The organism is Paenibacillus violae (assembly GCF_032461945.1).
Classification (GTDB): domain Bacteria; phylum Bacillota; class Bacilli; order Paenibacillales; family NBRC-103111; genus Paenibacillus_E; species Paenibacillus_E violae.
The window spans coordinates 177,008-203,579 of the sequence record NZ_JAWCUD010000011.1 but is presented as its reverse complement, the minus strand read 5'-3'; the positions used below and the strand labels follow the sequence as shown (position 1 = coordinate 203,579).

The 26,572-nt window shown below is 42.7% G+C and carries 19 protein-coding genes and 3 pseudogenes; 18 read left to right on the top strand and 4 right to left on the bottom strand.

Annotated features, from left to right (window positions below; genetic code table 11):
• The first annotated feature begins 6 nt into the window (after positions 1 to 6).
• The 9 genes and pseudogenes from RQP52_RS27250 (at position 7) to RQP52_RS27215 (ending at position 10,848) form a co-directional block, all read left to right on the top strand.
• Positions 7 to 1,545: a sugar ABC transporter ATP-binding protein gene (locus RQP52_RS27250; protein WP_315954761.1), complete on the top strand. Its 1,539-nt coding sequence runs from the start codon at positions 7 to 9 to the stop codon at positions 1,543 to 1,545.
• Positions 1,542 to 2,501, top strand: a complete 960-nt coding sequence (locus RQP52_RS27245; protein ID WP_315954760.1) for an ABC transporter permease — start codon at positions 1,542 to 1,544, stop codon at positions 2,499 to 2,501. The genes RQP52_RS27250 and RQP52_RS27245 overlap by 4 nt, the downstream gene beginning before the upstream one ends.
• Entirely contained in the window at positions 2,498 to 3,481 is a 984-nt protein-coding gene (locus RQP52_RS27240) for an ABC transporter permease (protein ID WP_315954759.1), read from the top strand. The genes RQP52_RS27245 and RQP52_RS27240 overlap by 4 nt, the downstream gene beginning before the upstream one ends.
• 47 nt (positions 3,482 to 3,528) lie before the next feature.
• The gene (locus RQP52_RS27235) at positions 3,529 to 3,687 is read left to right on the top strand and encodes a hypothetical protein (RefSeq protein WP_315954758.1); all 159 of its coding nucleotides are present in this window, start codon (positions 3,529 to 3,531) and stop codon (positions 3,685 to 3,687) included.
• A gap of 328 nt (positions 3,688 to 4,015) precedes the next feature.
• Positions 4,016 to 4,450, top strand: a complete 435-nt coding sequence (locus RQP52_RS27230; protein ID WP_315954757.1) for a HAMP domain-containing protein — start codon at positions 4,016 to 4,018, stop codon at positions 4,448 to 4,450.
• Positions 4,451 to 4,822: 372 nt separating this feature from the next.
• Positions 4,823 to 9,706 (top strand): family 78 glycoside hydrolase catalytic domain, encoded by a 4,884-nt coding sequence (locus RQP52_RS27225; protein WP_315954756.1) that lies wholly within the window; start codon positions 4,823 to 4,825, stop codon positions 9,704 to 9,706.
• Positions 9,707 to 9,831: 125 nt separating this feature from the next.
• Positions 9,832 to 10,530, top strand: coding sequence for an S-layer homology domain-containing protein (locus RQP52_RS27220; protein WP_315954755.1), 699 nt, complete (start codon positions 9,832 to 9,834; stop codon positions 10,528 to 10,530).
• A gap of 9 nt (positions 10,531 to 10,539) precedes the next feature.
• Positions 10,540 to 10,596 (top strand): annotated as a pseudogene (locus RQP52_RS36540) (hypothetical protein); the annotation flags it as partial.
• A gap of 12 nt (positions 10,597 to 10,608) precedes the next feature.
• Complete coding sequence (locus RQP52_RS27215) at positions 10,609 to 10,848, top strand: S-layer homology domain-containing protein (RefSeq protein ID WP_315954754.1); 240 nt, start codon at positions 10,609 to 10,611, stop codon at positions 10,846 to 10,848.
• 175 nt (positions 10,849 to 11,023) lie between these two features.
• On the opposite strand, the pseudogene RQP52_RS27210 reads toward RQP52_RS27215, so the two are convergent.
• Positions 11,024 to 11,716 (bottom strand): annotated as a pseudogene (locus RQP52_RS27210) (DUF3231 family protein); the annotation flags it as partial.
• 410 nt (positions 11,717 to 12,126) lie between these two features.
• Between RQP52_RS27210 and RQP52_RS27205 the strand changes: the two are divergent.
• From RQP52_RS27205 to RQP52_RS27195, 3 genes are read left to right on the top strand one after another with little or no spacing between them, the layout of a single operon-like run.
• Positions 12,127 to 13,209: an endospore germination permease gene (locus RQP52_RS27205; protein ID WP_315954753.1), complete on the top strand. Its 1,083-nt coding sequence runs from the start codon at positions 12,127 to 12,129 to the stop codon at positions 13,207 to 13,209.
• 20 nt (positions 13,210 to 13,229) lie between these two features.
• Positions 13,230 to 14,708 carry a spore germination protein gene (locus tag RQP52_RS27200; protein ID WP_315954752.1) on the top strand — a complete coding sequence of 493 codons (1,479 nt, stop codon included), beginning with the start codon at positions 13,230 to 13,232 and terminating at the stop codon, positions 14,706 to 14,708.
• Positions 14,705 to 15,826, top strand: a complete 1,122-nt coding sequence (locus RQP52_RS27195; protein WP_315954751.1) for a Ger(x)C family spore germination protein — start codon at positions 14,705 to 14,707, stop codon at positions 15,824 to 15,826. The genes RQP52_RS27200 and RQP52_RS27195 overlap by 4 nt, the downstream gene beginning before the upstream one ends.
• Before the next feature lie 48 nt (positions 15,827 to 15,874).
• On the opposite strand, the gene RQP52_RS27190 is transcribed toward RQP52_RS27195, so the two are convergent.
• A complete protein-coding gene (locus tag RQP52_RS27190; protein WP_315954750.1) occupies positions 15,875 to 16,063 on the bottom strand; it encodes a hypothetical protein in 189 nt (62 codons plus the stop codon).
• Positions 16,064 to 16,696: 633 nt separating this feature from the next.
• The gene (locus RQP52_RS27185; RefSeq protein WP_315954749.1) at positions 16,697 to 17,806 is read right to left on the bottom strand and encodes a DUF5667 domain-containing protein; all 1,110 of its coding nucleotides are present in this window, start codon (positions 17,804 to 17,806) and stop codon (positions 16,697 to 16,699) included.
• Between the two features lie 182 nt (positions 17,807 to 17,988).
• Here RQP52_RS27185 and RQP52_RS27180 point away from each other — a divergent pair, with 182 nt between their 5' ends.
• From RQP52_RS27180 to RQP52_RS27170, 3 genes and pseudogenes are all read left to right on the top strand, one after another.
• Positions 17,989 to 18,828 (top strand): copper amine oxidase N-terminal domain-containing protein, encoded by an 840-nt coding sequence (locus RQP52_RS27180; protein ID WP_315954748.1) that lies wholly within the window; start codon positions 17,989 to 17,991, stop codon positions 18,826 to 18,828.
• Between the two features lie 369 nt (positions 18,829 to 19,197).
• Positions 19,198 to 19,341: pseudogene (locus tag RQP52_RS27175) on the top strand (DinB family protein); the annotation flags it as partial.
• 1,108 nt (positions 19,342 to 20,449) lie between these two features.
• Positions 20,450 to 21,589: a zinc-dependent alcohol dehydrogenase gene (locus RQP52_RS27170; protein WP_315954747.1), complete on the top strand. Its 1,140-nt coding sequence runs from the start codon at positions 20,450 to 20,452 to the stop codon at positions 21,587 to 21,589.
• Positions 21,590 to 21,950: 361 nt separating this feature from the next.
• On the opposite strand, the gene RQP52_RS27165 is transcribed toward RQP52_RS27170, so the two are convergent.
• Positions 21,951 to 22,847 (bottom strand): tyrosine-type recombinase/integrase, encoded by an 897-nt coding sequence (locus tag RQP52_RS27165; protein WP_379174449.1) that lies wholly within the window; start codon positions 22,845 to 22,847, stop codon positions 21,951 to 21,953.
• A gap of 164 nt (positions 22,848 to 23,011) precedes the next feature.
• Here RQP52_RS27165 and RQP52_RS27160 point away from each other — a divergent pair, with 164 nt between their 5' ends.
• From RQP52_RS27160 to RQP52_RS27150, 3 genes are all read left to right on the top strand, one after another.
• Entirely contained in the window at positions 23,012 to 23,215 is a 204-nt protein-coding gene (locus RQP52_RS27160) for a cold-shock protein (RefSeq protein ID WP_119792120.1), read from the top strand.
• A gap of 654 nt (positions 23,216 to 23,869) precedes the next feature.
• A complete protein-coding gene (locus RQP52_RS27155; RefSeq protein ID WP_315954746.1) occupies positions 23,870 to 24,862 on the top strand; it encodes a fatty acid desaturase in 993 nt (330 codons plus the stop codon).
• A gap of 201 nt (positions 24,863 to 25,063) precedes the next feature.
• Positions 25,064 to 26,152: an L-dopachrome tautomerase-related protein gene (locus tag RQP52_RS27150; protein ID WP_315954745.1), complete on the top strand. Its 1,089-nt coding sequence runs from the start codon at positions 25,064 to 25,066 to the stop codon at positions 26,150 to 26,152.
• The last annotated feature ends 420 nt before the right edge of the window (positions 26,153 to 26,572 follow it).

Below are 26,572 nucleotides of genomic sequence, written 5' to 3'. Positions count from 1 at the left end.
CCTATTGTGACAAATTCATTATGGTTAGAATTAGATGCTATAACCAAGCAATATCCTGGGGTTAAAGCGCTAGATCAAGTATCGCTGCAAGTAAGAAGGGGGGAAGTTCACGCAATCGTAGGGGAGAACGGGGCGGGGAAATCCACATTGATTAAAGTGCTGGCAGGGGTCATTCAACCGGATCAGGGCAGAATCATGATTGAAGGCAAGGAAGTCGTTATCCAGAGTCCAACGCAAGCAAGAAAGTTAGGTATCACTGTCATCTATCAGGATCTTAGCTTGTTTCCTAATTTAACCGTAGCAGAAAATATCGCCTTAGGAGAAAGTGACGAACAAAGCACCTCGTTCATTTCTTGGAAGAAGATGACTATAAAGGCCCAAGCTGCTTTGGACCGCTTAGGCATAGAGCTTGATCTGAATACTAAGCTATCCGAATTATCTGTAGGTAAACAGCAGTTGGTTGCGATTGCGCGAGCTTTAGTTAGCGATTGTAAGCTGTTAATTATGGATGAACCTACATCCTCGCTTTCCCGAATGGAAGTCGGATATTTATTCCAGGCTGCAATGGGATTAAAGCGTGATGGCATTGCCATCGTATTTATCGGTCATAAATTCGATGAAATTTACAGACTCTGTGACACGGCAACCGTGTTAAGGGATGGACAGTATATAACTTCAGGCTCGCTGAAAGATTTCACGCAGGAAGCTCTGGTGGAATTCATGGTAGGCCGCAAATTAACTAATTTGTATCACAAAATTCCTGTTCAAATTGGAGACATCTTGCTGCAGGTGAATGAGTTGACCAAAGCGGGGCAATTCGAGAATATCAGTTTTAGGGTAAGAGCAGGGGAGATTGTCGGCATTACAGGCTTAGTTGGTGCTGGAAGAAGTGAATTGGCTGAATCGATATTCGGTTTGAATCCTCCAGATCAAGGGAGTGTATCTATGAAAGGCGTGCGCATTGATCTGAAGTCGGTGAGCGCATGTATTCATTCTGGTTTGGCACTAGTGCCAGAAAGTAGACAAATTCAAGGTTTGGCCATGAAGTTGTCCATGCAACACAACACGACGCTTAGCATTATGCAAAGGATTACCCGCTCTAGGTGGTTCCTGAAGCCCAAAGATGAGCGGTCCATCACGGAAGACTATATTCAGAAGTTGTCGATTCGACCTCCCTACCCTCACATTCAAGTAGATAAGCTAAGCGGAGGTAATCAGCAAAAGGTCGTCCTTGCCAAATGGATTGCGACCAATCCGTCTATTCTTATTCTTGATGAGCCTACCAATGGCGTTGATATCGGAGCGAAAGCTGAAATATATAAAGTAGTCAATGAAATGGTGCAAAAGGGGATTGGTGTAATCCTTATTTCTTCAGAACTACCTGAGATTCTCTCCATGAGCGATCGCATTCTGGTCATGTGCGAAGGTAAGCTTGCAGGCGAGTTGGATGCTAGGCATACAACACAAGCTGCAGTCATGAAGCTTGCAGTACCAGGAATCAATAGGGAAGAGGATGAATCCAATGATGAGGTGGTGACAGCATGATGAAGCGATTACTTACAAGTAGAGAGTTCGGAGTTGCTCTATTACTCATTCTAGTCACACTCATTATGACCATGATTACGCCGAATTTTCTGACCTCAAGTAATGTAATGAATATTCTGATCACGAATTCCGTCCTCGGCATTATGTCCGTAGGAATGACAATCGTCATCCTAACAGGAGGGATCGACGTTTCTGTCGCCGCCATCCTAGCTGTGTCATCTGTCCTTGTAGCCAAATATGTCATCTCAACAGGAGCTAATCTGTACATGGCTTTTCTAGTTGGTGCTGGTTGCGGACTTGTTCTAGGATTACTGAATTCCTTATTTATTGTGTACGGGAAAATTCCCGCTATCATAGTCACGTTAGGAACGATGGGGATCTTCCGGGGAACGATTCTGCAAGTGACGAACGGGGAATGGATTGTTGGGTTCCCGGCATGGTACAGCAATTTAAACGCACAGAAGGTTGTAGGATTGCCGCTCTCTTTTCTTATTTTTCTGGGAATTGCCCTCATCAGCGGATTACTCTTGCGATACACGAGAATCGGCAGGCAAATTTATGCATTTGGTGGTAATGAGGAATCAGCCGTTCGTATCGGAATTCGCGTCAAAAGACTGCAAATTTTTGTGTACATGTACATGGGTTTAATCTGTGGGGTGGCGTCTGTCGTCTATGGTGCCATACAAGGCAGCGTTCAGCCTAATGCGGCAGTAGGATTTGAGTTAAGCATAGTCGCAGCGGTAGTTGTTGGAGGTGTCAATATTATGGGAGGAAGCGGATCGGTGCTTGGAACCGTACTAGGCGTTATGTTCCTTGGTCTGGTCAACAATGCGCTGGTGCTGGCTCATGTTGAAACGTATTGGCAGAATGTTGTTGTTGGCATGGTCATTTTGCTCGCCATTACGGTAGATGTGCTTAATCGCAAAGTGAAGCTCACGAGGAGGGCCAGGGCATGAAACCTAAGAACTGGCTTACGAATGAAATGCTGCTTCTCTTGCTGCTGCTTGCTCTCCTTGTCTTTTTGGGCTTGCAAAGTGATGTATTTCTGACAGTGGACAATTTATTATCGATAACCGTGCAGCTGGCCGAATTGGGGATTTTGTCACTAGGTATGACATTGATTATTCTAACGGCAGGCATTGATCTTTCATTAGGAAATCTAGTTGGTCTTCTAGCTGTCGTTACCGGATATTTGCTTAATAAAGGCCTGCCGATTCTGATTGTTATTCCGCTTGTACTTGTGGTTGCCGTATGTTGTGGATTATTTAATGGATTTTTTGTAGCAAAATTAAAGATTTCGCCAATCCTGGTTACATTGGCAACGATGACTTTCTTTAACGGTATTGCGCTCGTTTTGAGTAAAGGTAAGGCATTTTCCGGATTTTCAGAATCTTTTTATATATGGGGACAAGGATCAATCTTCGGAATTCCCGTACAATCCATTATTCTGATTGTTTTAGTCATCCTCATGTGCCTTATCATGGCTTATACTCCGTGGGGACGTTCCGTTTATGCGATTGGAAGTAGTGAGAAGTCGGCCAAGTTCTCGGGCATCCAGGTAACCAAAGTGTTAATTGGGGTCTATGTGATTGCAGCCGTGCTGGCAGGAATTGTGGCGATCATTATGACATCCCGCGTTGCAACGGCTCGAGCTGATATGGGATCTATTTATTTGATGCAGAGCATATCTGCTGTTGTACTCGGGGGGACTGTTCTCTCCGGAGGCAAAGGGAAAATGATTGGAACGATGCTGGGATGCTGTATCTTTGCTGTTCTGTCCAATGGCTTGAATCTCTTGAGTGTGGCTCCATTTATAAAAGATGTGATTCAAGGCAGTATTCTGATTCTCGTTTTATTGATTCAGCACGCCATGGGCTTCCGCAAGCTGGCTTCTTGGGGGAAATGGATCAAACCATCCATTAGCAAAGGTGTGTAACAAAGTTCTCTTATCAAAGTCTCACGCGGAAGCAGGTGGAAGGTAAGATGAAGAAGATTCCGATAAAATTTCGCACGAAATTATTTATCACCTATCTGACACTCGTATCCTTCCCGCTTTTGTTTCTGGGGTACTTCTCCTATCAACAGTATGTTGAATCGATCGAAAAAAATGTGGGGGAATATGTTCCTGCCCTCTTAACATAGTCCAACTTCAACATCAATAAGTATATGTCGGAGCTATACGAAACACCTGACGTTATAGCTAAATCAAATGAAGTCATGGCTATCCTGCGGAAGAAACAATCTGGATCTATACTTCATCCAGCGAGCAGGATGCTTTTTTTGTGCAGTCGTATCTGGCAAGCAATATCGTAAACGGCAGACATCAAGATGTCATTGCTGTGAACTATATTTCCATCTATAAGCAAATCTACGATACGGATAATATGATTCCGCTTTGTAGGTACTGCTCATTGTCAATCTCAGTGAAATTTCCAAAATATGCGATCTGATCCCGTTTTCAACAAACGGTATGTTGTTTATTACGAACAAGCTGGGCCAAATCGTCTATCATAACGATAAAAATTTAATCGGAAAAAGCACATGGGAGTCCTCCGCTTTGCCAATGGAGAACGTTACAGTTGTGAGGGAAGTCAATCATTCGCGCATGCTTGTCAGTGCTAATCATTCTATCTATACGGATTGGACATTCGTCACGATTAATCCAATAAAAGAATTAACCAAAGAAACAATCTGGATTCGTAATGTTACCCTTGCTATTTTTTCAATTTGTTTAATTATCGTCGTAATCGTATCGGCGATTGTTTCACAAACGGTGACGAGTCCAATTCGAACTCTGCAGAGGCTTATGGGGAAAGTGGAGAAGGGGAATTTCGATGTTTCCTTCCCCACCCGTCAGAAAGATGAAATTGGAGAACTCGGTTATAGCTTTAATCATATGGTTTAGCGCATTCAAGAGCTGGTGCAGAAGGTGTATCAGGTCGAGATCATCGTTTCAGACAATGGTGCCGGCATTTCTGAGGACTTGCTGCAACTACTTAGAGATAGGCTTATTAATCAATGTACGTAGTCGTGTCCGCTTCATGTATGGAATCTAATTATGGTATTCAAATGGAGAGCTTAAAAAAGCAGGGTACTAAGATGTCTGTTCTGATCCCATACCTTCAATTTCCATAGATTTACCTCAGTCAAGAGATAAAGAATAGACACCTATTCCAAAGATTGGATGCCTATTCAGTGGTAAAACCATTACCCTATAATTAAAGCAAGATGACGAAAGTTATTCGAAAGAGAAACTAGTATAGCGGAGGTAAATAACATGGCGAGCCAACGTACGATGCAAAACAAGTTCAAAAAGAGAGCGCTAACATCGTTGCTGATCTTCTCGATGTTGCCCACGATGTTAGTGCCGGCGACGATATTTGCCAATGAGAGCGAAGCTCCCAGCACGGCGAATGTTGCCGACGCCACGTTCCGAGTCAAGAATTTAAAGACCGAGCAAGCGGTCAATCCATTAGGACTCGATACGTTAAAACCACGCTTGAGTTGGCAGATGGGTTCTGAAGCACGCTCGCAGAAGCAGACAGCCTATCAAGTGCTGGTGGCATCAACGCCAGAGCTGCTTTCACAGGATCAAGGCGATGTATGGGATAGTGGGAAGTTGCTATCTGATCAATCCGCTAACGTAGCGTATGCGGGGGAGGAACTGCAAACGAGCCACCGTTACTACTGGAAGGTACGAATATGGGATAAAGACGACCAAATGTCCGATTGGAGTGTACAAGCTTGGTGGGAAATGGGTTTGCTGAAGCCATCCGATTGGAAGGCCAGCTGGATTACAGTCCCTAATGAGCAAATACCTATTAACCGCAAATATTCGATAGATCTCGATTTTACGATCTTAGAAGCTGCTGCCGGGTTTGTTTTCGGCTCACAAGATTCATCCCATTTTTATATGTGGCAGATTAATGTAAAAGATAAGCCATATGCTCAATTTAGACCGCATAAATGGAATCCTAATCCTAGTGTAATTAAGGAAAAAAACATTTCTTCTATCATCCCGGATGCGGCAAAGCTAAATACAGCACATCATATGAAAATAGATGTGAACGGCGATCAAATATCAACTTATGTAGACCAGCAATTAGTCGATACCTTGCAGGATAGTAGTTTTTCACTCGGGAAAATTGGTTTCAGACAGCATAAGGATAACTTAACTAATGAGCGTGCGAGTTTCGATAATATTAATATCAAAGATGAAAATGGAAACTCAGTGTTTACGGAAGATTTTTCAGATCCTGATAAGAACGTTTTCGGCGCTGGAAAGATTGAGAACGGTCAATTAGTGCTGGGTGAATTGGCAAGTGATCTTGTCATTAAGCAGAGTCAAATGCACGTACCGCAGCTTCGCAAGGCTTTTACAATTACGAAACCAGTAAAGAAAGCGACCGTATATGCGACTGCGCTTGGTTTATATGAATTAAGCATGAACGGACACCGTGTGGGGGAAGACCATCTAGCCCCGGGTTTTACGGATTATAACCAATTTGTTCAATATCAAGCCTATGATGTCACCGGAATGCTCGAGAGTGGACATAATGCGTTAGGAGCTTTACTAGGAGACGGTTGGTATTCTGGTCATGTGGCGATGGCTGGTGAAAATATTTATGGTGATAAACCAGAGATGCTGCTTCAAATGAATGTAGAATATCAGGATGGTACGAAAGATGAAATTGTTTCGGATTCATCGTGGAAGATTTACACTTCTGGTCCCATCATTGCATCGGATTTATTAATGGGGGAAACGTATGATGCCCGTAATGAAACAAAATCATGGGATAAGCCTGCATATGATGATACAAACTGGATCGAAGCGCAGAGTGTGAATGATTATAAAGGCAAACTGACCGCGCAAGTAGGTCCAAGTGTTCAGGCAACTCAGGAGTTAACGCCAAAAGCAATTACGCAGCCAACTCCAGGAGTGTATATTTTTGATTTAGGGCAAAATATGGTTGGATGGGCTCGCTTAAAAGCGACAGGGGCTCTCGGAAGCAAAGTACAGATGCGTTTCGGTGAAATGTTAAATGATGACGGGTCACTCTACACGGCTAACTTACGAACAGCGAAGCAAACGGATGTATACACGCTAAAAGGTGAGGGGCTCGAAGTTTATGAACCCCATTTTACGTTCCATGGTTTCCGCTATGTAGAAATAACAGGATATCCTGGTGTTCCAACGTTAGATAGTATTACAGGTGTGGTCGTCCATTCGAATTTGGAGCCGTCGGCAACATTTGAAACTTCAAACAGTATGGTGAATCAGATATACAGTAACATTGTTTGGGGACAAAGAGGTAATTTCCTAAGCATTCCTACAGATTGTCCGCAGCGCGATGAAAGAATGGGATGGACGGGAGACGCGCAGATTTTCTCTCGTACTGCAAGCTATAACATGAATACGATGACATTTTTCGAGAAATATATGCGTGATGTGGTGTCTGGTCAAAATGCTAATGGCGCCTTCCCTGATGTAGCACCTCATGTTTCTATCTTCGGAGAAGGTAATAACGCTTGGGGGGATGTCGGAGTTATTGTTCCATGGACGGTTTACTTAACCTATAATGACAAACGTATCATTGAGGATAACTATGCAGCCATGGTCAAATGGATCGATTACCTTAAGACGAACAGCAACAGCTTGATTCGTCCAGATAGCGGTTTTGGCGATTGGTTGAACATTGAAGATGAAACGCCAAAAGATGTTTTAAACACGGCTTATTTTGCTTACAGTACAATGCTAATGTCAAAAATGGCGAAAGTCATTGGCAACGAAGTGGATGCGCAAAAGTACGATTCTCTCTTTAATGATATTAAGACAGCATTCAATCAAGCATTTGTCGACAAAGACGGCCACATTAAAGGAAATACGCAAACAGGCTACGTGCTGGCTCTTCAAATGAATTTACTTCCTGAGGATAAACAACCTCTTAGTGCCAAATATCTCGTAGATCTTATTAAAGGCAGGGACTATCACTTGTCGACAGGATTTGTAGGTGTAGGTTATTTACTGCCTGTGCTTACGAAGGCGGGATACTCTGATGTTGCTTATCACTTACTGACCAACGACACATTCCCTTCGTGGGGCTATGAAATTAAAAACGGTGCGACTACCATCTGGGAACGTTGGAACTCCTACACCAAAGAGGGCGGTTTCGGAGATGTGGGTATGAACTCGTTTAATCATTATTCGTTAGGCTCAGTAGGCGAGTGGATGTTCCGTTACGCAGCAGGTATTGAAGCGGATCCAGATCAACCAGGATTCAAACATACGATCATCCAACCGACAGTAGGTGGCGAATTCCAACACGTGAATGCGGAATATGACTCGTTCTACGGTAAAATCACTAGTGGTTGGAAGGTAGATGGGAACAATTTCTCATTGGATGTGACGATTCCCGCGAATACCACAGCAACTGTGTATGTGCCGACTAATGATCAGCATACAGTCAAAGAAGGCGGGAAAAGTATAGAGGAAGTAGCAGGAATCCGTTATGTAAAGATGGATAACGGAAAAGCCGTTTATGAAGTAGGATCCGGGAGCTATTCATTCACTTCTCTTTTGACGATTACAGGAAGTCCGCTGAGTTCTGTCAGCTTAAACAGTGATCAGGCGAAAATGATAGTCGGCCAGACGACTCAACTGAACGTAACCGCGAAAAAAGAAAATGGAGTTGCGATAGATCTGGCTAAAGCTCAGACTGCTTATAAAAGTAGTAATGCAAACGTGGCAACTGTAGATGCAGCAGGTAAGGTGAAAGCTGTAGGTTTTGGTAATGTTAAAATAACTGTTGATGTAACGTATGAGGGTATCACAGTTTCATCGTCCAATTTCATTTTTGTAACGAATGGGACTAATTTGGCTTTAGGGAAAAAAGCGAGCAGCAATAATACAATAACAGTTGCTCCGACTTGGAATATCTCTAATTTGACAGATGGAAATTTGGATCTAAAATATTCCAGCGATGGATTTGTCTCAAATGACGTGACCAATAATCCAATATGGGTTGAAATTGATTTAGGCAGCGCAAAACCATTCAACAATCTCGTATTATACCCGAGAACGGATTCAAGGACACCGGATGGGCAGATTGCATCCTTCCCAACAAATTTTGATATCCAGGTGAAGTCAGATAACGGTGAATACAAAACGGTGAAACAAATCAGAGGACAGACAACGTTTGAAGCCAGCGAGCCTCAAAGATATTATTTTGCAACTGAAAACGCAAGGTATGTGAGAGTAGTAGTCACTCAATTTGGACCCAAGCCTCACGATGATGTCTTTTATAGATTCCAATTAGCAGAAACAGAAATCTATAATGTTGAAGCACAAACTATGTTAACCGGCCCGTCTGTCGTTACTTCTGGTCAGGCATTTGATATTGCTTATGGATTGTCAGGCGTGACGGATAACGTATACGCACAAGATTTAACCTTAACGTATGACCCGGCACAAATGGAATTCCTATCCGTTGATTCATTGTTTACTAATCTGGAAATTGCGGCCATATCAGATGTAACAAAAAATTCAGGTAAAGTAAGAATCTTATCCGCACTGGTCGGAGGAGATCATACTGTCAATGGTGATTTACTGGCGTTTCACATGAGAGCAAAATCGTCATCCACGGCAGCAACTGTAACACTGTCTGACGTAATTTTTGCCAATGGAAATGGCGCTGAAAAGAATATTACTGGTACCTCATATAGTGTGCAAATCGCGGCTTCAATCCATAAAGAGGAACTTATTGCTCTTATTGCAGACGCTCAAGCAAAGCACGATGCAGCTGTTGAAGGTACCCACACAGGCCAATATCCAGTCGGATCCAGAGCTACACTACAGGCAGCTATCGACAAAGCTCAATCCGTTGTCAATGATGCTTCTGTTACCCAGCAGCAGTTGGAACAAGCGACAGCCGAATTAACCAGCGGGCTTCAAGCATTTACTTCATCTATCATTATTTCGACTCCGGGAGATACGAACGGGGATGATAGAATCAGTATTGGAGATTTAGCTGTAATGGCTTCTTACTATGGCAAAAAATCCACGTATCCGAATTGGAATCTGTACAAAAAAGCGGATCTCAATAACGATGGAGTTATCGACATCGAAGACTTGGCCGCATTGGCAAGACTGATTATCGGTTAATTGTAAAGCAAAATGCAATAATGAAGGAGCGGCTGCAAGGCTATATGTACTTGCGGCCGCTTTTAAGTACGCATAAATCAAACGATGCATTATCGAGCAAGCAATTGTAGAAAGGATGATTCAAGTTGAAACGTAGAGTAATTCTAGCGGCATTAGCCTGCAATTTATGCTGTTCCTTAACCTTTAAAGCTCCTGCTTATGCGGAAGAAGCCTCCCAGTTTGTAATGAAAACCTCAGATGACGAATCAACGAGCGAATTTACCGTTACTTTACAAGGGGAAAATATTCAGGACTTATATGCTTATGAAGCGAAGATCTCCTTTGATGCAAGCAAGCTTGACGTCGTTAAAGCGGAGACAAAGTTTGAAGGTTTCTCTGTTTCTCCGATTGTGAAGAATAATGAAGTGACATTTGCACATACAAAGATTGGAAAAGTGGATGGCGATAATGGGAATCTCGACATTGGAACGATTCTTTTTAAAGCCAAGAAGGCAGGGGCTTCGAATATTATTTGGACATCGATAAAAATCGTGGATCACAATCTGAAAAGCCAATCTATTGCACTAAATAATTCAGCCAGCTTTGCGAAAATCTTCAGTGATCTTGTCGGCCATTGGGCCAAGTCGGATATTATGATGATGGTTAGTAAAAATATTGTGGAAGGCATGGATGACGATCATTTCTCACCAGATACGATTGTAACAAGAGCACAGTTTGCAACTTTAATCTCAAGAGCCTTAGACCTGAAGGAAAGCGCAAATCAAAATCCCTTCACAGACGTTGCGGCAGGCTCTTGGTATGAAGCGGCGGTGAATAGGGCGTAAACAGCAGGACTTATTAATGGTGTTGCTGATCGTGAGTTTGCACCGGAGAAGTACATTACTCGGGAGGAAATGTCGGCGATGCTCATAAGGGCGAAAGCACAAGCAACGGGAACTAAAGTTGAAAATATATCGGCTGGTACAGCGATCCAATTCAGTGATGAGAGCAAAATCAGCGAGTGGGCGAAAAAGTTTGTTGATCTTGCTGTCAGTTCCGGATTAATGAATGGTAGAACAGAGCAAGAGTTTTTCCCGCAGGAACATGCAAGTAGAGCAGAAGCGGCAGTTGTACTCAAGAGGTTATTAGCAGGATTTAGATGAAAGCTGTCTGGGATATTTTTCGCAATAGACTTGGTGTTGTTGGTAATATACAGTTCTAGATACCCTTCTTCAATTTGACATTGTGGGCCTGATGAATACAACTATGTTTCGAGAAGCTGCAAGAGAAGGCGAATTAAAGGGCGTTCTTGATGTTTTGGAAGGGGAATGGGCCTCGTCCTTCTATAAACAATTTTCGAATTTTTTCCGATTTTACTACTTGGCTAAATGCCATGATTAATGCTTTGCTTGTTGCATTGTTTTCAATATTATCATATAAATGGGCAATTTCTAATGCGTGTAAAGGACGTACATGTCCCAAAAAACCATTTAAAAAACCTTGATTAACAAATTCAACTTTATCTGGAGCTGGAATAATAGGTGGTTTACTGATTAATCCTTTATTCATTAATATATCATTGATTTGTCCCATCAAAGCCATGGTGGAATCCATACAATAAATAAAAAAATTCTTTACATCCATCCTATAAACAAGTGGTACGGCTACGTTATAAATACTCATTCCTGCTTTACATACATATTTCAAGTAATGAACATAGTATATATCTTCAAACAAACGAGGAGCACCAAGGTTAACGTCTTCTTCGGAAAAACCATTAGGAATTGGAAAGTTTTCTTTATTAAAAATATCTTTCGTTGTTTTTATGAACTCTACGCATAAATTTAATGCATTCTCTAATAAAGTTTTGATCTCTCCGTCTTCAACGTGTTGAAGGTAATAGCTTAATATACATTTTGACATGCTGTTTCCCATATATGTTGCCCAAAGTTTACCCATTTCGGCTGATGTTAGTTTTTCACTGATATTCGATTTAGTTGAACCAAGCTTTATGGGTTTAATTAATTCCATGGTATAAACTCCCTAATTAATTTTTGATTAGTATTTTCCTCCATTCGAAATCATATTCCGAACGCAATACTGAAATTGGACAGGGGTATTAGCCTGAGAAAATGGCTAACGAATTGCAGACATCAATAATTACAACAAATCATTATTGATATGATTCGATGGCCAGCTAGTGTGTTCATTACGGCGAACGATAGTGAGGAGTTGCCTCGGGCAGCTCATATTTTAATCATTCAAGTAACGAGGTTAGTTGAATTTGTACTTTACTACTCCATTAGTGTCCCAAGGTAACCTTTGGGGTACCATCCATTGCATTCCTTGTTATTGATTACATAGTGATACGGGATATTTTTCCTGAAATAGGTAAACCATATATAAACCAAAATCTTTTCATCTCAAAGGGGGATTCATACATGATTCAAAAGAATTTGCCCTTTGCGCTCGTCATGATGACTTTAATGATGTCTGTCGGTCTAATGAATCACGTTCAAATGGTCCCATTATTATTGGAAACGGTACAAAGGGACGCTTGGATCAGCATCGTAATATTGACTGTACCCATCTGCTTATTCATGATTCCGGTTTACTACATCTGTAAAAAAACGAGCGGAGGTAACATTCAAGACTGGATCAAGATCAACTATGGCTTCATACCGTCCCTTCTTTTTCGGAGTTCATGGATCGTATATTTTATTTTTTTCGTCTTCGTAGCGGTTAAAGATACGGTCATGTGGACGCATGTCTCCTATTTACCACATACCCCCGTGCTTGTTATCGCCTTATTCTTATGTGGTTTATCCTCGATTGTCAGCATTTTTGGTATACGCATGATTATGATTGCATGTGGCATTTTTTTGCCGACCGTATCTTTGCTCGGTTTCTACATTTCCTTTGCGAACATTCCGAATAAGGATTACTCCAGTATCTTTCCCGTCCTTGAAAACGGTTGGAGTCCTATTCTGAAAGGGCTGATTTATGTAGGAGGCGGATTGTCGGAGTTGGTCATCATCATATTTCTAAATCAGCAAGCTTCAAAAAAATCATTTTTTTATTATTTTTTACTTGCTCTGATGTTAGCCTGCCTGGCTTTTGGCCCGACTCTAGGCTCGATCAGTGAGTTTGGTCCTCTGGAGGCTGCCAAACAACGATATCCTTCTTTTGAAGAATGGCGGCTTCTACGTATTGGACATTTTATCGAACATATGGATTATTTGTCTATTTATCAGTGGGTCACCGGAGCATCCGTTCGAATTTCACTTGGCATTTGTCTAATCCTCGATCTTGCGAATTTGTATAAGCGGCGTACTCGAGCATTAGCCGCTTCATTGATTGGTGCAGGATTCATATTGGCTAACCTACTACATATCAGCGATTATGAATTTTTGTTATTTTTACGGCATTGGTATTTTCCAGCGGTACTACTATTCCATTTGCTGATCGTCGTGATCCTGCTCGGGCTTATCGCTCTATGGAGGCAAAAGAACGTAACAACATAGTCTAAAAAGGTGGTACAACTATGCTGCAGTCAGACAAGATCACCATCGGTTCTTTAGAAGAGCACTCCATCAGGCAGCTGTTCAAAAACAGCCAAGATGTTCAAATCGATAACGTATTTATGAATTTTCGTCATTCAACGCATAGCGTGATTTTAATCTACTGCATCGGCATAGCCGATTCCAAGCAAATCAATAATTATGTCCTGCTTCATTTGGAGGCCATGATAGAGCTTCATCCGGACGAACAATCTCTCGAGTGCTTCGGTCCTTTACGATTGAAAAAGCTGAATAGGAATGACAACGTTGATACGCTGACAGCTGATGTTTTTACTGGAACCTTAATTATATATTTAGAAAAATCACAAACCTTTTATTCTCTGGAAATCGCCGATGCTCCGAAACGCAATCCTGAGGAATCCGCATCAGAGGTCTCAGTAAAAGGGCCGCGTGACGGTTTTACCGAAGACTTGACAACCAACGTCGCCTTGGTTCGACGCAGAATTAAATCAGCCACATTGTGTGTTGAATATTTCACTGTCGGCAGAAGAAGTCAAACCAAGGTGGCATTATTGTATGTAAATGATATTGCAAATTCCGATTTGATCCAAGAAGCCAAAGAACGTCTCTGTAAAATTGACGTGGATGTGCTGCATAATAGCAGCCAATTGGAGGTCATGCTTGCTGATAGTTCGATTTCTTTATTTCCGTTAATCGATTATATCGGGCGTCCGGATTATGTGACTGAAAGCTTAATGGTCGGTCGGTTTGTTTTTTTAGCTGATGGCTCCCCTAACGCCATAATTGCTCCAGTCACGTTTACCGAGATTCTCAAAACACCGGAGGATCTCTATTTACCTTTTCAATTTGTTACCCTTGAAAGACTCCTTAGAATACTTGGATTTATTATAGGTACACTATTGCCGGGCTTCTGGGTCGCATTATCCGCCTTCAATATCGACCAGATCCCTTTCTCCCTGCTGGCTTCAGCAAAAATAAACAGGGCTGGTCTTCCTATGCCATCCACACTCGAAGCGTTTCTAGTGGTTACTATTTTTGAAGTGTTCCGGGAAGCAGGCATTCGTTTGCCCAAATCGGTCGGTCAGACGGTTGCCGTTGTCGGCGGACTGATCATTGGTGACATGTCTGTAAAAGCCGGTATTACCTCGCCAATCATGATCGTGGTCGTATCGATATCTACCGTGGCATCGTTTATGCTGATCAACCAAAATTTAAATGGGACTGCAACCATTTTTAGATTTTATGTTCTTCTCATGTCCTGCTTTTTTGGCATATTTGGGTTTATCCTTTCCGTTATCTGCATTGTTTTTTATATGTCCGGTTTGGAATCCTTCGGCATCCCTTACTTGACTCCAATGTCTCCACCGCTTTGGAAGGACTTGATACCTGCTTTAGTGCGAAAACCACTATCTCTAATGAAAAAGAGACCAGGTTTTCTGCAACCAAAAGATGCCAAACGACAAGGAGATGAAGCTTCTTGAACTTCGGACGTGTCGTTGTATTGATTCTAAGCTGCAGCCTGTTCCTAACCGGTTGTTGGGATCGAAGAGAGCTTCAAGATACCGTGTTCGTAGCTGCAATTGGCGTTGATTATAAAGATGGACAATATCTCGTATCTTCCCAAATTATTAATTTCGGTAACGTTGCCAAGCGTGGGACGGGAAAAAATGCTGGAGAGAGCACATGGATAGGTACAGCATCCGGTAGTAACCCGTTTGTTGCTTTTCAAAATTTAAATCAAATGACATCCCAGCAGCAGTTATATTTAGGCCAGGCTTCAGCTCTGGTCTTAACCAGCCGCGCGATTGAGCAAGATGTAGAGGACATCCTGGAAGCGTTATATCGTTATCGGGAGCTTCGTTATACTGTCTGGTTATTTGGGACCGAAGAGCCCATCACGCCATTGTTTGGTTCAGATGCTCTACTTGGGCTCTCGCCTGAGCTGACCGTCATCCACAATCCTAAACCAGCTGCCGCCAAAGTAGCACGAACTCGGCCAGTTTCCGTGAGACAATTCCTTAAGGCCTACAGAGAGCCCGGGGAAACGGCGTTTATTCCCTCTCTATCGTTAAATAACAAGTGGGAGACAAAAGAAAAACCGATGCCCGTAGCCTATATCGATGGACTCTATGCTTTTTATCAAAAAAAGTATAAAAAGAAATTTCTGCTTTCCGATGTCGAAGGAATTCGTTGGATGAACAAACCTTCAGATGAGGTCCTGCTGCAGGTAAATGGACCGCAATTTCAAGCGGCGTGTATGGTGAGAAGTAGTCATCGGAGCGTAAAGTGGACTTATGCGAAAGGACAGCTTCAATATATTCTGGACTTAAAAATAAAAGCCAGTATGGAAATGGGGAATGGTCAATTCTCCAAAGAAGAGCTGAGGGCGGCTGCAGACAAAATGATACGCAATGAGATCATGGAAACTTTTCAACTGGGTAAAAAATCCAACACTGATTTGCTGAATTTAGGGAAGGAAATGTATAAATATGATCTTCGACAATGGCGTGAAATTTACCGTTCACCAGAAGTCAAACCTGCATTGAAGGTGAATATCCATTTGTTCCTAGAGCATTCGGGAACTTATAAAGCGGGATAATATGGTAAATCGCACGTGGTGCCTGTATTGCCTGTTGTGTCCCCAAACTCAGCCCGTTCCACCCTCTGGCAGTCTCTTTTTCAATCTGGCAGCCGCCGCAGAGTCAAAATTTTTGAAAACACCTAGAACGGCGCATACCCATGCCATGCTGTACGAATTCGTGGTGGTGATATTTTTGCCGAACAGCACCGTAAGCAAACTGGACGAAAGGATCGTCCCAATAAACCGGGATTTCATGAACAAAGCGGAAGACTACACGGCTGGTCATAATATCGGACCCAAGGACCGAAATAAATCTGGTTACGGCATCCCCATTCCCGACGGAAGGCAGGGAGGAGTATATTCCAACTGATTAAATTAACGGGCATTATAGCTTGGTGGTAGACGCGTTACTCGTATTAATAAGATTATAGGAAACCGATCGATACCCACAGTGAGAAGTGGTATGTAGGTGCGTTTATTTTAGAACCTATTTTTGAAAAACTTGATTTTTACAACGCTAAAGATTGACATCACACATATGATTTCATTATTCATTCTTTAATTTTTCTAATCTCCTTCTGGATAAGTACTATGAATAATTTCGAAAAAATCAAATCGGATGAAAATGTTAAACGGGAGCATAACTTTAATTTTTTGCGGAGAAAAGAAAAAGTACGATAAAAGACAAGTTCTATCCAAAGAACCACTCCATTGGAAGGAGTGGTTTTGTCTTTATATGCTGATATATCGTTCGCTGTTGCATCTATCCCTGAGCAGTAGCGATCATGGACTCTACTAAGTTTTTCAGTAAAAGTAAGAACAGCGTATAACTTCGAAAAAGTTAAACACTGTTTTTTGCATGTGATTCGTTTAAAGCGAGCAGTGGTATTATTCTTGGTTATTACCCTTATTTTTATCGTGCCTTTTGCCGTTCTCTTTCTCGCTGCTGCCATGTTGGCTATTGTTTCTTTTTTCTTTTGCTTGATCGGATTTATCCAGATCCTGCCTATCTTTACTCTTTTGTGTATGATCTGCTTTTTCCTCAACCGAGTCTTTTTGTTTTACTTGGACTGAGACAGACTCTTTAATAACTTGTGATACTACTGGTGATTGAACTGGTGTTGGAACCGATGATGGAGTTTCTGATGGAACTGTTGTTTGAAGTGGTGATGGAACAACTGAAGGAGCCGGTTGCTGCTCTGCCTTAGCTGTAACGTCATCATTCTTCTTCACCTGTTGCGTTTTCTTTTCGATTTTGGACAGTTTTTTATCCAAGTGGGCAAACGACTTTTCTATATTTTTCATTAGAGATGATTGGGCTTTGGGATTTCCTACTTTTTCCAATGCTGAGGCCAAAGCTAGAATGTTGTGCTGCAAATCGGTTTTTACCTTCAGTACCTGCTCAGAATTTTTTACTTCCTTTTCAGAAACGTTCACATCTTCGGTTTCCGTTTGCTCAGATTCCATTATCTGCTCACTGGCCGGATTAGCTGCGATTTGTGTTGTTGAAGTCGCTGCTTCAGCATTCACCGATGGTGTCGCAGTTGCAGCGGGTGCAGACGTTTCAACTGCCGAAAATCCGGAAGCCCGTTCGGTTTTTTGAATCGCATTCTGCTGAATTTCCAACGACTTCTGTAGAGTTAGACTCGCCTCGTCCGTTTTCCCTTTAGCCAATAAGGCGTTCGCTTCTGCCAGTCGTTCTTTGGCAAATGCGGCAAGCAGTCTTGCCTCCTTAACGTCATTGACAGTTAGGGCTAATCGAATATTTTCGTACATGGTTTTTATAAAGTAGAAGAAGTCTCCAGGCAATAGCCCTGTAGTAGTCTTAGTCGTACTCTGGGTGACGCTAACGGAAGCCGGAGTAGAAGACGGTGTTGGTGTTGACATCTCCGAAGCAAATACACTGCTTGCACTTACGCAAAAAACGAGTATGCTGAGCATAGCGCTTTTCGCTAGAAAATTGTACTTTTTAGGTTCTTTTGTGAATGTTACTTTCATGAATATTACCACCTTTTGGAAGTTGTCTATTGTCCCTCGGCCGATACTAAGGTATACGAGATCACCATTTATTTTCAGGGGGCAGGTCAATTTTAGAGCATAGAATCGGTATATACCCTCACAAAATCCGTGTGGGATGCCGAATATACTTAGTGTTAACAAAAGAGGAGGAATATAAAGAGATGAAAAAAAGATGGATGGTTATCGCGTCATGTGTATTGGCAACGAGTCTTATGGCAGGATCCGCATTAGCAAAATCGGAAACAAGCAATTCTAATGAGGGCAAGTCTGAAGCTGTAAAGGTTAACATTGATCTTAAGGTGAAAACTGATGTCAAAGAGACGGTTACATCCGATACTTACGGCGATCAAGGCCATAATGGATATAAAGGGCTGCTCAACGCGATCGACAATGTGAAGGACAAGCCTGCAGGGGCTGTTTTAGCAGAGCTTCTTTTAACCAAATATGAGACCCAGCTTACGGCTGAGCAGAAAGCCGAGCTTGAGGCAATCAAAGAGAAAGAGGCAGCTTTGTCGGTGGTTGCCGATCTGTTGGATAAGAACGGAAGCGTAACTGACGCCGTATACGTTCAAAAGGAAGCTATTTTAGCAAACGTTACGAATCTTGACTCTTACAAAAAACTAGGCAAATTGTACGACAAGCTAGGGAAAAAAGGCGTGAAATTATACGTTAACGGTGAAGAGCCTACTTTTGAAGTAGCTCCGTTTATCCGCGAAGGCAACACACTAGTTCCTTTTCGTGCGATTTCCGAGGCTTTAAAAGCAACAGTTACTTGGAACGAAGAAGACCGTTCAGTTACTGTTACACGTGATGGTATTACTGTAAAACTCTTTATTGATAGTAAGACAGCTACTGTCAACGGTAAGGAGGTAACGCTTGAGGTTCCAGCAGCGATTGAACAAGGCAGCACGGTTGTGCCTGTGCGTTTTGTGAGCGAAGCCTTGAAAGCAGCTGTGAAATGGGAAGCTGAAACCAAATCTGTCGTTATTTACGAAGAATAGTCCGATCTCATTCTAGAGCCATCCATATTGGATGGTTCTTTTTAGTTGAATCATTTACTCGCATTTATATGTTTTGGGTTCAGGCGATTCCTTACTATAGGGTATTTGATGTATAGGGAGATCAATTATATTGAACGTGAAAAATGAATCCGGCTTAGCCTTCAATCAGTTCGAGGCTGCAAAGCGTGGAAGCGGTCGCCAAGGACGTAGACAAAAGCTTAGAAATGCTTAGAAAGATCCATGCTGATATGGTCCAAAGGCAAGATGAAGAGAAAGTAAATACGAAGGAACAAAACAGTCATTAAACTCCCTCGGTATGATTTGATTTCCTCACGCAAGCTCGTCTATTCGCAGGATTGGCCATGTAGCCAGATTGATAGAAAAGACGTAGGGTACATTCGATCATTAGGCGACATGCTTATGAGAATTGCATACCATGAAGCAGTCCATTCAGGTCAACATTTAGATTATTTAAGATTAGCCGGATTAAAGCGGCCAAAGGTTTGGGATTGAAGTTTAAGAAAGAAAGAAAGAAAGAAAGAAAGAAAGAAAGAAAGATTGAGCTAACGATGAACTCTAGCTTGATAACAATATGAAGAGGCAGCCGGTCCAGGTGGATTGGTTGCCTCTTCTAAACTGCTCCTCAAAGTCTTGCCATACTTTCCCCCATGCACTTTTGGGGTCATTCGCTTTTGTTACGGACTCCTTAGCTTGAATGTAACTTACTGCTCCATTCATAAATGTCACTACGATATCATCTACATCCTGAGGTGCTTCAACTCTAACCTCTGTGACTTTATAAGAAGAAGGGAATGCTCTTGAGTCTAACATCCGCCCAAGGTAGAGTGCAGCAATGGCATTTTGATAAGAGATTCCGACCTACCAGAATTCTTCTTACTAAGAAGTTTATCTATTAAATATGATCGCGTATCTTAAATAGTAATTCAAATAAGAAAGGTGCTAACTTAGTGAATTTTCTTCACTAGTTAGCACCTTTTTATTTGCCGAATATGAGTTCCTAGTCTATACATTTTGTGCATAAATAATGTATAGCTCTAGATGCGTTTTTTCGCAATAATTATGAAAACACCGCTTTTTAAACAATGATTCCACTCTTTCTTCTCAGTAAATATGAAATTAGCCCTTGATAAATCAACCTTTGTGGCATTATTTTTCTTAATAATTATGACGCCACACATTTTTTTTGTATAGAAGAAATAGTTGACGATGTCTTAAAGGAGATTTTCAAAAGAAACTTGGGCTTGAATCAATCTCAGCTGTGAGTTTTGTTGGAACGTTCCATCTCCGGAAAAACATGCTTGTGCAGCAGGCTGTGTAACTTTTCCAGAGTGTGCCATAGGCATATTGTTTATCACGACTGGACAACTTTTATGCTGAATGAACGGCAATCGGCACCCGGGGTAGCCCATAGGGGATTGGAACTACCTTCAAAATTTACTTCACGTGAATCGTTCCGTCTTCCGTCTTCCGTCTCCTTTCTTGTTCTTAGGCGCTCTGCGGCTGTCGAAAATACCGTACATCGAATGTATGGTCCTCGCTCTCCAATTCCATAATAGAATTATGCATGCAAATTCAAGGCATGTCATAACAGGAGGCGATTATGAAGGCTGTAACATTCCATGGCATGAAGAACATGCAAGTGACGCAGGTCGCGGATCCGACGATTCAGAAAAAAGACGGGATTATCGTCAGGATCACCTCGACCGCCATATGCGGTTCCGATCTCCATATATACCAGGGGGCGATTCAAGCCCAAACCGGATACGTGGTCGGACATGAACCGATGGGCATTGTCGAAGAAGTGGGCCCTGAGGTGACAAAGGTCAAAAAAGGGGACCGAGTCGTGCTCCCGTTCAATATCTCGTGTGGCAGCTGTCATTACTGCCAGCATGAAATGGAGAGCCAGTGCGACAACTCCAACCCCAATCCCCAAGTGGATACAGGAGCTTACTTTGGGTTTACCGAACGTTACGGGAATTATTGGGGCGGACAAGCCGAAATGCTTTACGTGCCATACGGCAATTTCATGCCGTTTGTTATTCCGGAGTCATGCGAATTGGAGGATGAGAAGCTCCTGTTCTTGTCCGACGTGCTGCCGACGGCCTATTGGAGCGTGGATAACGGAGGTGTGAAGCAGGGAGATACGGTGGTGGTGCTCGGCTGCGGCCCCGTTGGCTTGATGGCGCAAAAATTCGCCTGGATGAAAGGCGCAAAACGGGTCATCGCGATCGACAATCTCCCGTACCGGCTGAACCATGCCAAAAAAATGAATAACGTCGAAATCTTCAACTTTGAAGATTTCAATGACATGGGGCTGCATATAAAAGAAATAACAAGCGGGGGTGCGGATGTCGTCATCGATTGCGTCGGAATGGACGGCAAGAAGACGCTATTGGAGGAAGAAGAGCAGAAAGCCAAGCTGGTTGGCGGAACGCTCAGCCCAATCAACATCGCGATGAATGCGGTGCGGAAATTCGGCACGATTCAGATTACGGGGGTATACGGTTCAAAATACAACCAGTTCATGTTCGGAAACATTTGGGAACGAAACGTGAAGCTGACCATGGGACAGGCACCCGTGATTCATTACATGCCGATGCTGTATCAAAAAATTATGGCTGGCGAGTTCGATCCGACGGAGATCATTACGCATAAAGTGCCGCTCGATCAGGCTCATAACGCCTACAACACCTTTTACAACCATGCGGACGAATGCATTAAATTCGTCCTGAAGCCATAAATGATGTCATGATAAGAGGGCTGTGCCATGGGGTATTGTACCCTGAGGGACAGCCCCATGTGTTTAACCGATTTTTCGTCAAAATTGGAGGGACCCAGTTTCGTTATAGGCATAAAACCGCCAGGTTTGCTGCAAGCTCCCGGAAGACCCAATCCGCGCCTTCGGAGCCGATTCTTTATAATTTCTTCGCCGCTGCTGGATGATTTCAAGATCATGCTGGATAAATGTGAAATAGGTTCCCAATTCCCTTCGCCGAGATCAGGCTGTATTTGCAAAAATTGCATCCGTTCCTTCGAAGTTATCAGCTCCCTTACTCTCGCCTACATCGTACTCATCCCTTATTGCCAAGCTATTTCATACTTCATTCAGATTGCAAATCTGCACGAGTCGCCTTGAAGTAAATCATCGTAGTATCTAGACTATCGTGTCCCATAATTTGTGCCAATCGGTGCAACGGCGTATTTTCTGCCATCACGTACCCGAACCGGTGCCGTAGATCATGGGCGCTGAATCCTTCGAGCCGCGCTACTTTCCTATATTTTTGAATCAAATGGCGTAAAGCACGTTCTGTTAATCGATCGCCAGTTTTCTCCGATGGAAACAGATAAGGACTGTCCGGAGGGAGTTCTGCCAGATATTTTTCTAATGCAGCTCTGCAAGTAGCATTCAAAGGCACTTCCCGCTGTTTATTACGTTTTCCAGATCGGACCGTGAGCTGGCCGCTGCATGTTCCGATTTGAATATCTCCGGGAGCTAGGTCGCACACTTCCATTGTTCGTAATCCGGTGTGAAACATCACGATAAGAAGCGTCTGATCCCGGAGGGAACCAGCGTGCTCAGCCGCAGCGATCAATGCAGCTTCTTCTTTGTCTGTCATCTGCCTAGGGCTCACCTTTTCTTCAGGAACCAATTTAACCGGCTTGGAAGGGTCGCGACGAAGCCTTGATTCCGACACGGCCCAACCGAAAAACCGTTTCAGTGTTATAAGTCGCCGGTTAATGGTCGCCGGTTTCAATTCCATTACTTTTTGAGCGGCTTCCCGGTATCGTGTTAATGTTGGAGTAGCCACTTCTTCAATTCGAAATATTACTTCTTCCTCTTGGTGGTCGGATGTCTCGAACCAACCGATGAAGTGTTTCAGATCGCTTGCGTATTCCTTTAACGTTTTGGGATTCAAATCTTCGTGGGTGGTGAGAGCGTGAATGAAGTCGTGAATCGTCTGCTCCCCCTGTTTAGAAATCCCGGTCGTTTCACTCATTAGCGAGACCTCCAAATATTGACTTACATTAGCGGACATGGTACTCTTATCTTAACCAAAACAATAGCGGACATCAAGTATGTGTTCTGAGAACATATAATGACCGCTAATCTAAATTAGCGGCATTGAAATGGTCATGGGTAATCAATTTTTGGAGGAATTCTATGCAAACAGGTACAGTTAAATGGTTTAATGCTGAAAAGGGTTTTGGCTTTATTGAAATCGAAGACGGAAACGACGTTTTCGTTCATTTCAGCGCGATTGATGGTGATGGTTACAAATCGTTGGATGAAGGTCAACGAGTCCAGTTCAATGTTGCCCAAGGCAATCGCGGACCACAGGCTGAGAACGTTTCTAAAGTATATTAAGATCTTTCAAGCTGTCCTAAACGTGGGACAGCTTTTTGTTTATTCTTGCTTGCATCCATGCACGAGGGCTGTCATTTTCAAAATTTATAATCATAGAAGTGAGGTATCGCAAATGAACAAAGAACAATTTTTTCAAAACCGGTAAAGAGGTGCAAATTCCGGCAGGTAAAGTCACGGCAGGAATTACTCTGAAAGATGCTTTAAATTAAGCTTAAAGTCATCAAATGCTAATATAAAATAAAGATGTTACTACATCAGAAAAGCGGTTTTCTATCAACATAAGTACACATGATTTGAACGCTAGTGTCGTATTTTCTACTATTGATGACATTATTGACTATTATTCCAAACAGGGTTTGCAGACAAAAGCAGCCAATCTGACCAATTTACAGAATGACAAAAGTAAGGAAAGGGATGATATATCATAGTTGGAGAAATGTTTCTTTACAACCGACCTGTAAGGACAATTAAGAAGAGTTCGTGGTTGATAATGATTTCCTGTGTTTTTTCTTCGGTTTTCTTCACTGTTTGGGGAGGATGCCTTTTGTTTGGTTGCCTCCTTTACATGGCCTTTTCGAATCCAAAGGTCAGAAACCTTTTGGTAAGTTCCGGAAATTCATTGCTGCGAATGGTTTCCAAGAAAAAGGGATTACTATGAAATCACTTCAAGAATACACCCGCTGGAAGAAGGACATGGCTCTTCACGGTAAATCGGATTTGAGGAAGAGCGTCTGGCAGTTGGTCAATAGCATTGTTCCTTTCCTCTTGCTGTGGGGTCTTGCTTATGAAACTCTGTCTATCTCAATATGGATCACACTGACGCTTGCAATTCCAGCAGCCGGATTCATGATCCGAATCTTCATTATTTTCCATGATTGCTGCCATCTGTCGTTCTTCGCTGCGAGGAAGGCGAATACGATCATCGGCACGATAACGGGAATCCTTACTTTCTTCCCGTATGAGCAATGGAAAAATGAGCACTCCATTCATCATGCGACTAGCGGCAATTTGGGTCGTAGAGGCACAGGCGACATTTGGACGCTGACTACGAAGGAATACGCGGCACTCTCCCCATGGAAGCGCCTAGGATATCGCTTATACCGCAACCCATTTGTCATGTTCGGGCTCGGACCGGTATTTATATTCTTATTTGTATACCGGTTTAACCGGAAGAGTGCCAGACGCAAAGAGCGCTTGAACACTTACCTAACGAACGCAGCGTTAGCAAGCTTGATGGGACTGCTCTGTTGGTTGCTGGGCTGGAAGGAGGTCCTACTGGTGGAGGGGACGATTCTCTACTTGTCTGGCGTTGCAGGCATATGGCTCTTCTACGTGCAGCATCAATTTGAGGATACCTATTATGAGCGTACAGATGAGTGGGATTTCGTCAGCGCGGCTATGAACGGCAGCTCCTATTATAAGCTGCCCAAAATCCTGCAATGGATGACGGGGAATATCGGCTTCCACCATATTCATCATATGGATCCTCAGGTGTCGAACTATAACTTGCAGCAAATACACGAGAGCAACGCCGCCATGCAAGACGTTCCTGCCATCGGAATTCGTTTGAGCCTGCAGGCGCTTCGATACCGACTGTGGGACGAGAGCAGCAAACGGTTTGTGGGGTTCCGGGGTCTAAAAGGATAAAAATAAGGCAGATCGTAGTTTCTTACGATCTGCCTTATTTTATTGCTTACGATGGATTCATGGTGACACGCTGGTCGTTGTCCGTCATAGACACGAACTTGCGGGGTTCCTTTAAAAATATTTTAATATCCAGGCACTTGAACCACATTCAGTCATATATAGATGATAGCAGTTCGAACCTGTTGAGGAGGATTTTATAAAATGATGTTACCGAGTGAAAAGTATTTTGGTAAGTTTGAAGCGGTTTTTTTATTTTACGGGGCCATGCCTACAGGCGTTACTGTTTCTGAAACTGGGCGCATTTTTATTTGCTTTCCAAGATGGGGAGACGATGTTAATTTTACGGTGGCTGAAATCGTTCGCGGTACATTACAGCCATATCCTAGTTTAGACTCTAATTTGGTAAGCCAATCGAATATCACAACGTCCTTCATTAGTGTCCAAAGTGTCGTTGCTGATGGAAAGGGAACACTTTGGGTACTGGATACGGGGGCTCCTAATTTCTCAGAACCCATCAAAGGGGGGGCGAAGTTAGTCGCTGTAGATTTAAATACAAATACCATAAGAGGCGTATTTACATTTACAGAGGATGTTGTCCTGCCAACCACTTATCTGAATGATGTTCGATTTGATTTTCGTGTTGGTAAAGCAGGTTATGCTTATATAACGGATTCGTCTTCCCGAGGACCGGGTGCCATTATTGTCGTTGATCTAGAAACGGGTATTGCCTGGAGACGGTTAAACGGGGCATATTCAACTTCGCCCGATCTCTTTCTTTTACCGAAAGTCGAAGGTGAAATCCTGATGAATCGAAACAAAGATGGATCTACTTCACCCTTTAGATTGGCCTCTGATGGTATAGCGATTTCCCCGGACGGCAAGTTTTTGTATTTTTGTCCTCTCTCCAGTCGACATCTGTACTCAATTTCAACGGAAGCCCTAAGAGACCGAACGATACCGGATATGAATTTACAGGATCACGTGAAGTATTGGGGAGAAAAAGGTGCTTCAGATGGAATGATCACCGGTGCAAAAGGAACCCTTTATGCTGGAGATTACGAAAACAACAGTATTCGAAAGATATTGCCGAATGGCATCATGGAAACGATCGCACATGATCCGAGAATTTTATGGCCCGATACTTTTTCGATTGGTCCAGATCAATACTTATATTTCATCGTGAACCAATTACATCGGCAGGCAAGATTTCATTATGGAAATGACCTGCGGCAGAAGCCTTATAGTTTACTCCGTATGAAAATAGACGAACCACCTGCTCCTACCTTTTAATAAATATTTCACTTTACAAAGTTGACTCTACTTGCATAGAAAATGCATTTTTTTACTTTATGGTTATTCATTATTTGGAGACAAGTTGTCCATCATTTAGCCGATGCTGAGAAGAATGCCTATAATCGTTTCAAACGTGGTTTAACCGAAGAACATCCAGTTGTGGGAACATTTCGAGAGGACTTAACTTCATTACGAGAACGAATGGGATGGTAAATTGCCATCTCTGGATTGACGTTATTGTGCTAAAGGAGAAGGGTAGCCCAATAATCAACAGGCTGCTGGCAAATCGATAGCGCTCCCATAGCGCAGAAAGGCCTTAATGATGGACAAAAATTTGGCTGCCAACCATGCAAATCCAAAGATGACAACACCAGCTCTTCGTTCCGTCAGATGGCTTGTCACTCTTTATAGCTTGAT

Bases quoted from the DNA above. Each gene is read 5' to 3' on its own strand.
- RQP52_RS27245 (WP_315954760.1), top strand. From the start codon at position 1,542: ATGATGAAGCGATTACTTACAAGTAGAGAGTTCGGAGTTGCTCTATTA.
- RQP52_RS27240 (WP_315954759.1), top strand. From the start codon at position 2,498: ATGAAACCTAAGAACTGGCTTACGAATGAAATGCTGCTTCTCTTGCTG.
- RQP52_RS27235 (WP_315954758.1), top strand. From the start codon at position 3,529: ATGAAGAAGATTCCGATAAAATTTCGCACGAAATTATTTATCACCTAT.
- RQP52_RS27230 (WP_315954757.1), top strand. From the start codon at position 4,016: ATGTTGTTTATTACGAACAAGCTGGGCCAAATCGTCTATCATAACGAT.
- RQP52_RS27225 (WP_315954756.1), top strand. From the start codon at position 4,823: ATGGCGAGCCAACGTACGATGCAAAACAAGTTCAAAAAGAGAGCGCTA.
- RQP52_RS27215 (WP_315954754.1), top strand. From the start codon at position 10,609: ATGCTCATAAGGGCGAAAGCACAAGCAACGGGAACTAAAGTTGAAAAT.
- RQP52_RS27205 (WP_315954753.1), top strand. From the start codon at position 12,127: ATGATTCAAAAGAATTTGCCCTTTGCGCTCGTCATGATGACTTTAATG.
- RQP52_RS27200 (WP_315954752.1), top strand. From the start codon at position 13,230: ATGCTGCAGTCAGACAAGATCACCATCGGTTCTTTAGAAGAGCACTCC.
- RQP52_RS27190 (WP_315954750.1), bottom strand. From the start codon at position 16,063: ATGAAATCCCGGTTTATTGGGACGATCCTTTCGTCCAGTTTGCTTACG.
- RQP52_RS27185 (WP_315954749.1), bottom strand. From the start codon at position 17,806: ATGAAAGTAACATTCACAAAAGAACCTAAAAAGTACAATTTTCTAGCG.
- RQP52_RS27180 (WP_315954748.1), top strand. From the start codon at position 17,989: ATGAAAAAAAGATGGATGGTTATCGCGTCATGTGTATTGGCAACGAGT.
- RQP52_RS27170 (WP_315954747.1), top strand. From the start codon at position 20,450: ATGAAGGCTGTAACATTCCATGGCATGAAGAACATGCAAGTGACGCAG.
- RQP52_RS27165 (WP_379174449.1), bottom strand. From the start codon at position 22,847: ATGAGTGAAACGACCGGGATTTCTAAACAGGGGGAGCAGACGATTCAC.
- RQP52_RS27160 (WP_119792120.1), top strand. From the start codon at position 23,012: ATGCAAACAGGTACAGTTAAATGGTTTAATGCTGAAAAGGGTTTTGGC.
- RQP52_RS27155 (WP_315954746.1), top strand. From the start codon at position 23,870: ATGAAATCACTTCAAGAATACACCCGCTGGAAGAAGGACATGGCTCTT.
- RQP52_RS27150 (WP_315954745.1), top strand. From the start codon at position 25,064: ATGATGTTACCGAGTGAAAAGTATTTTGGTAAGTTTGAAGCGGTTTTT.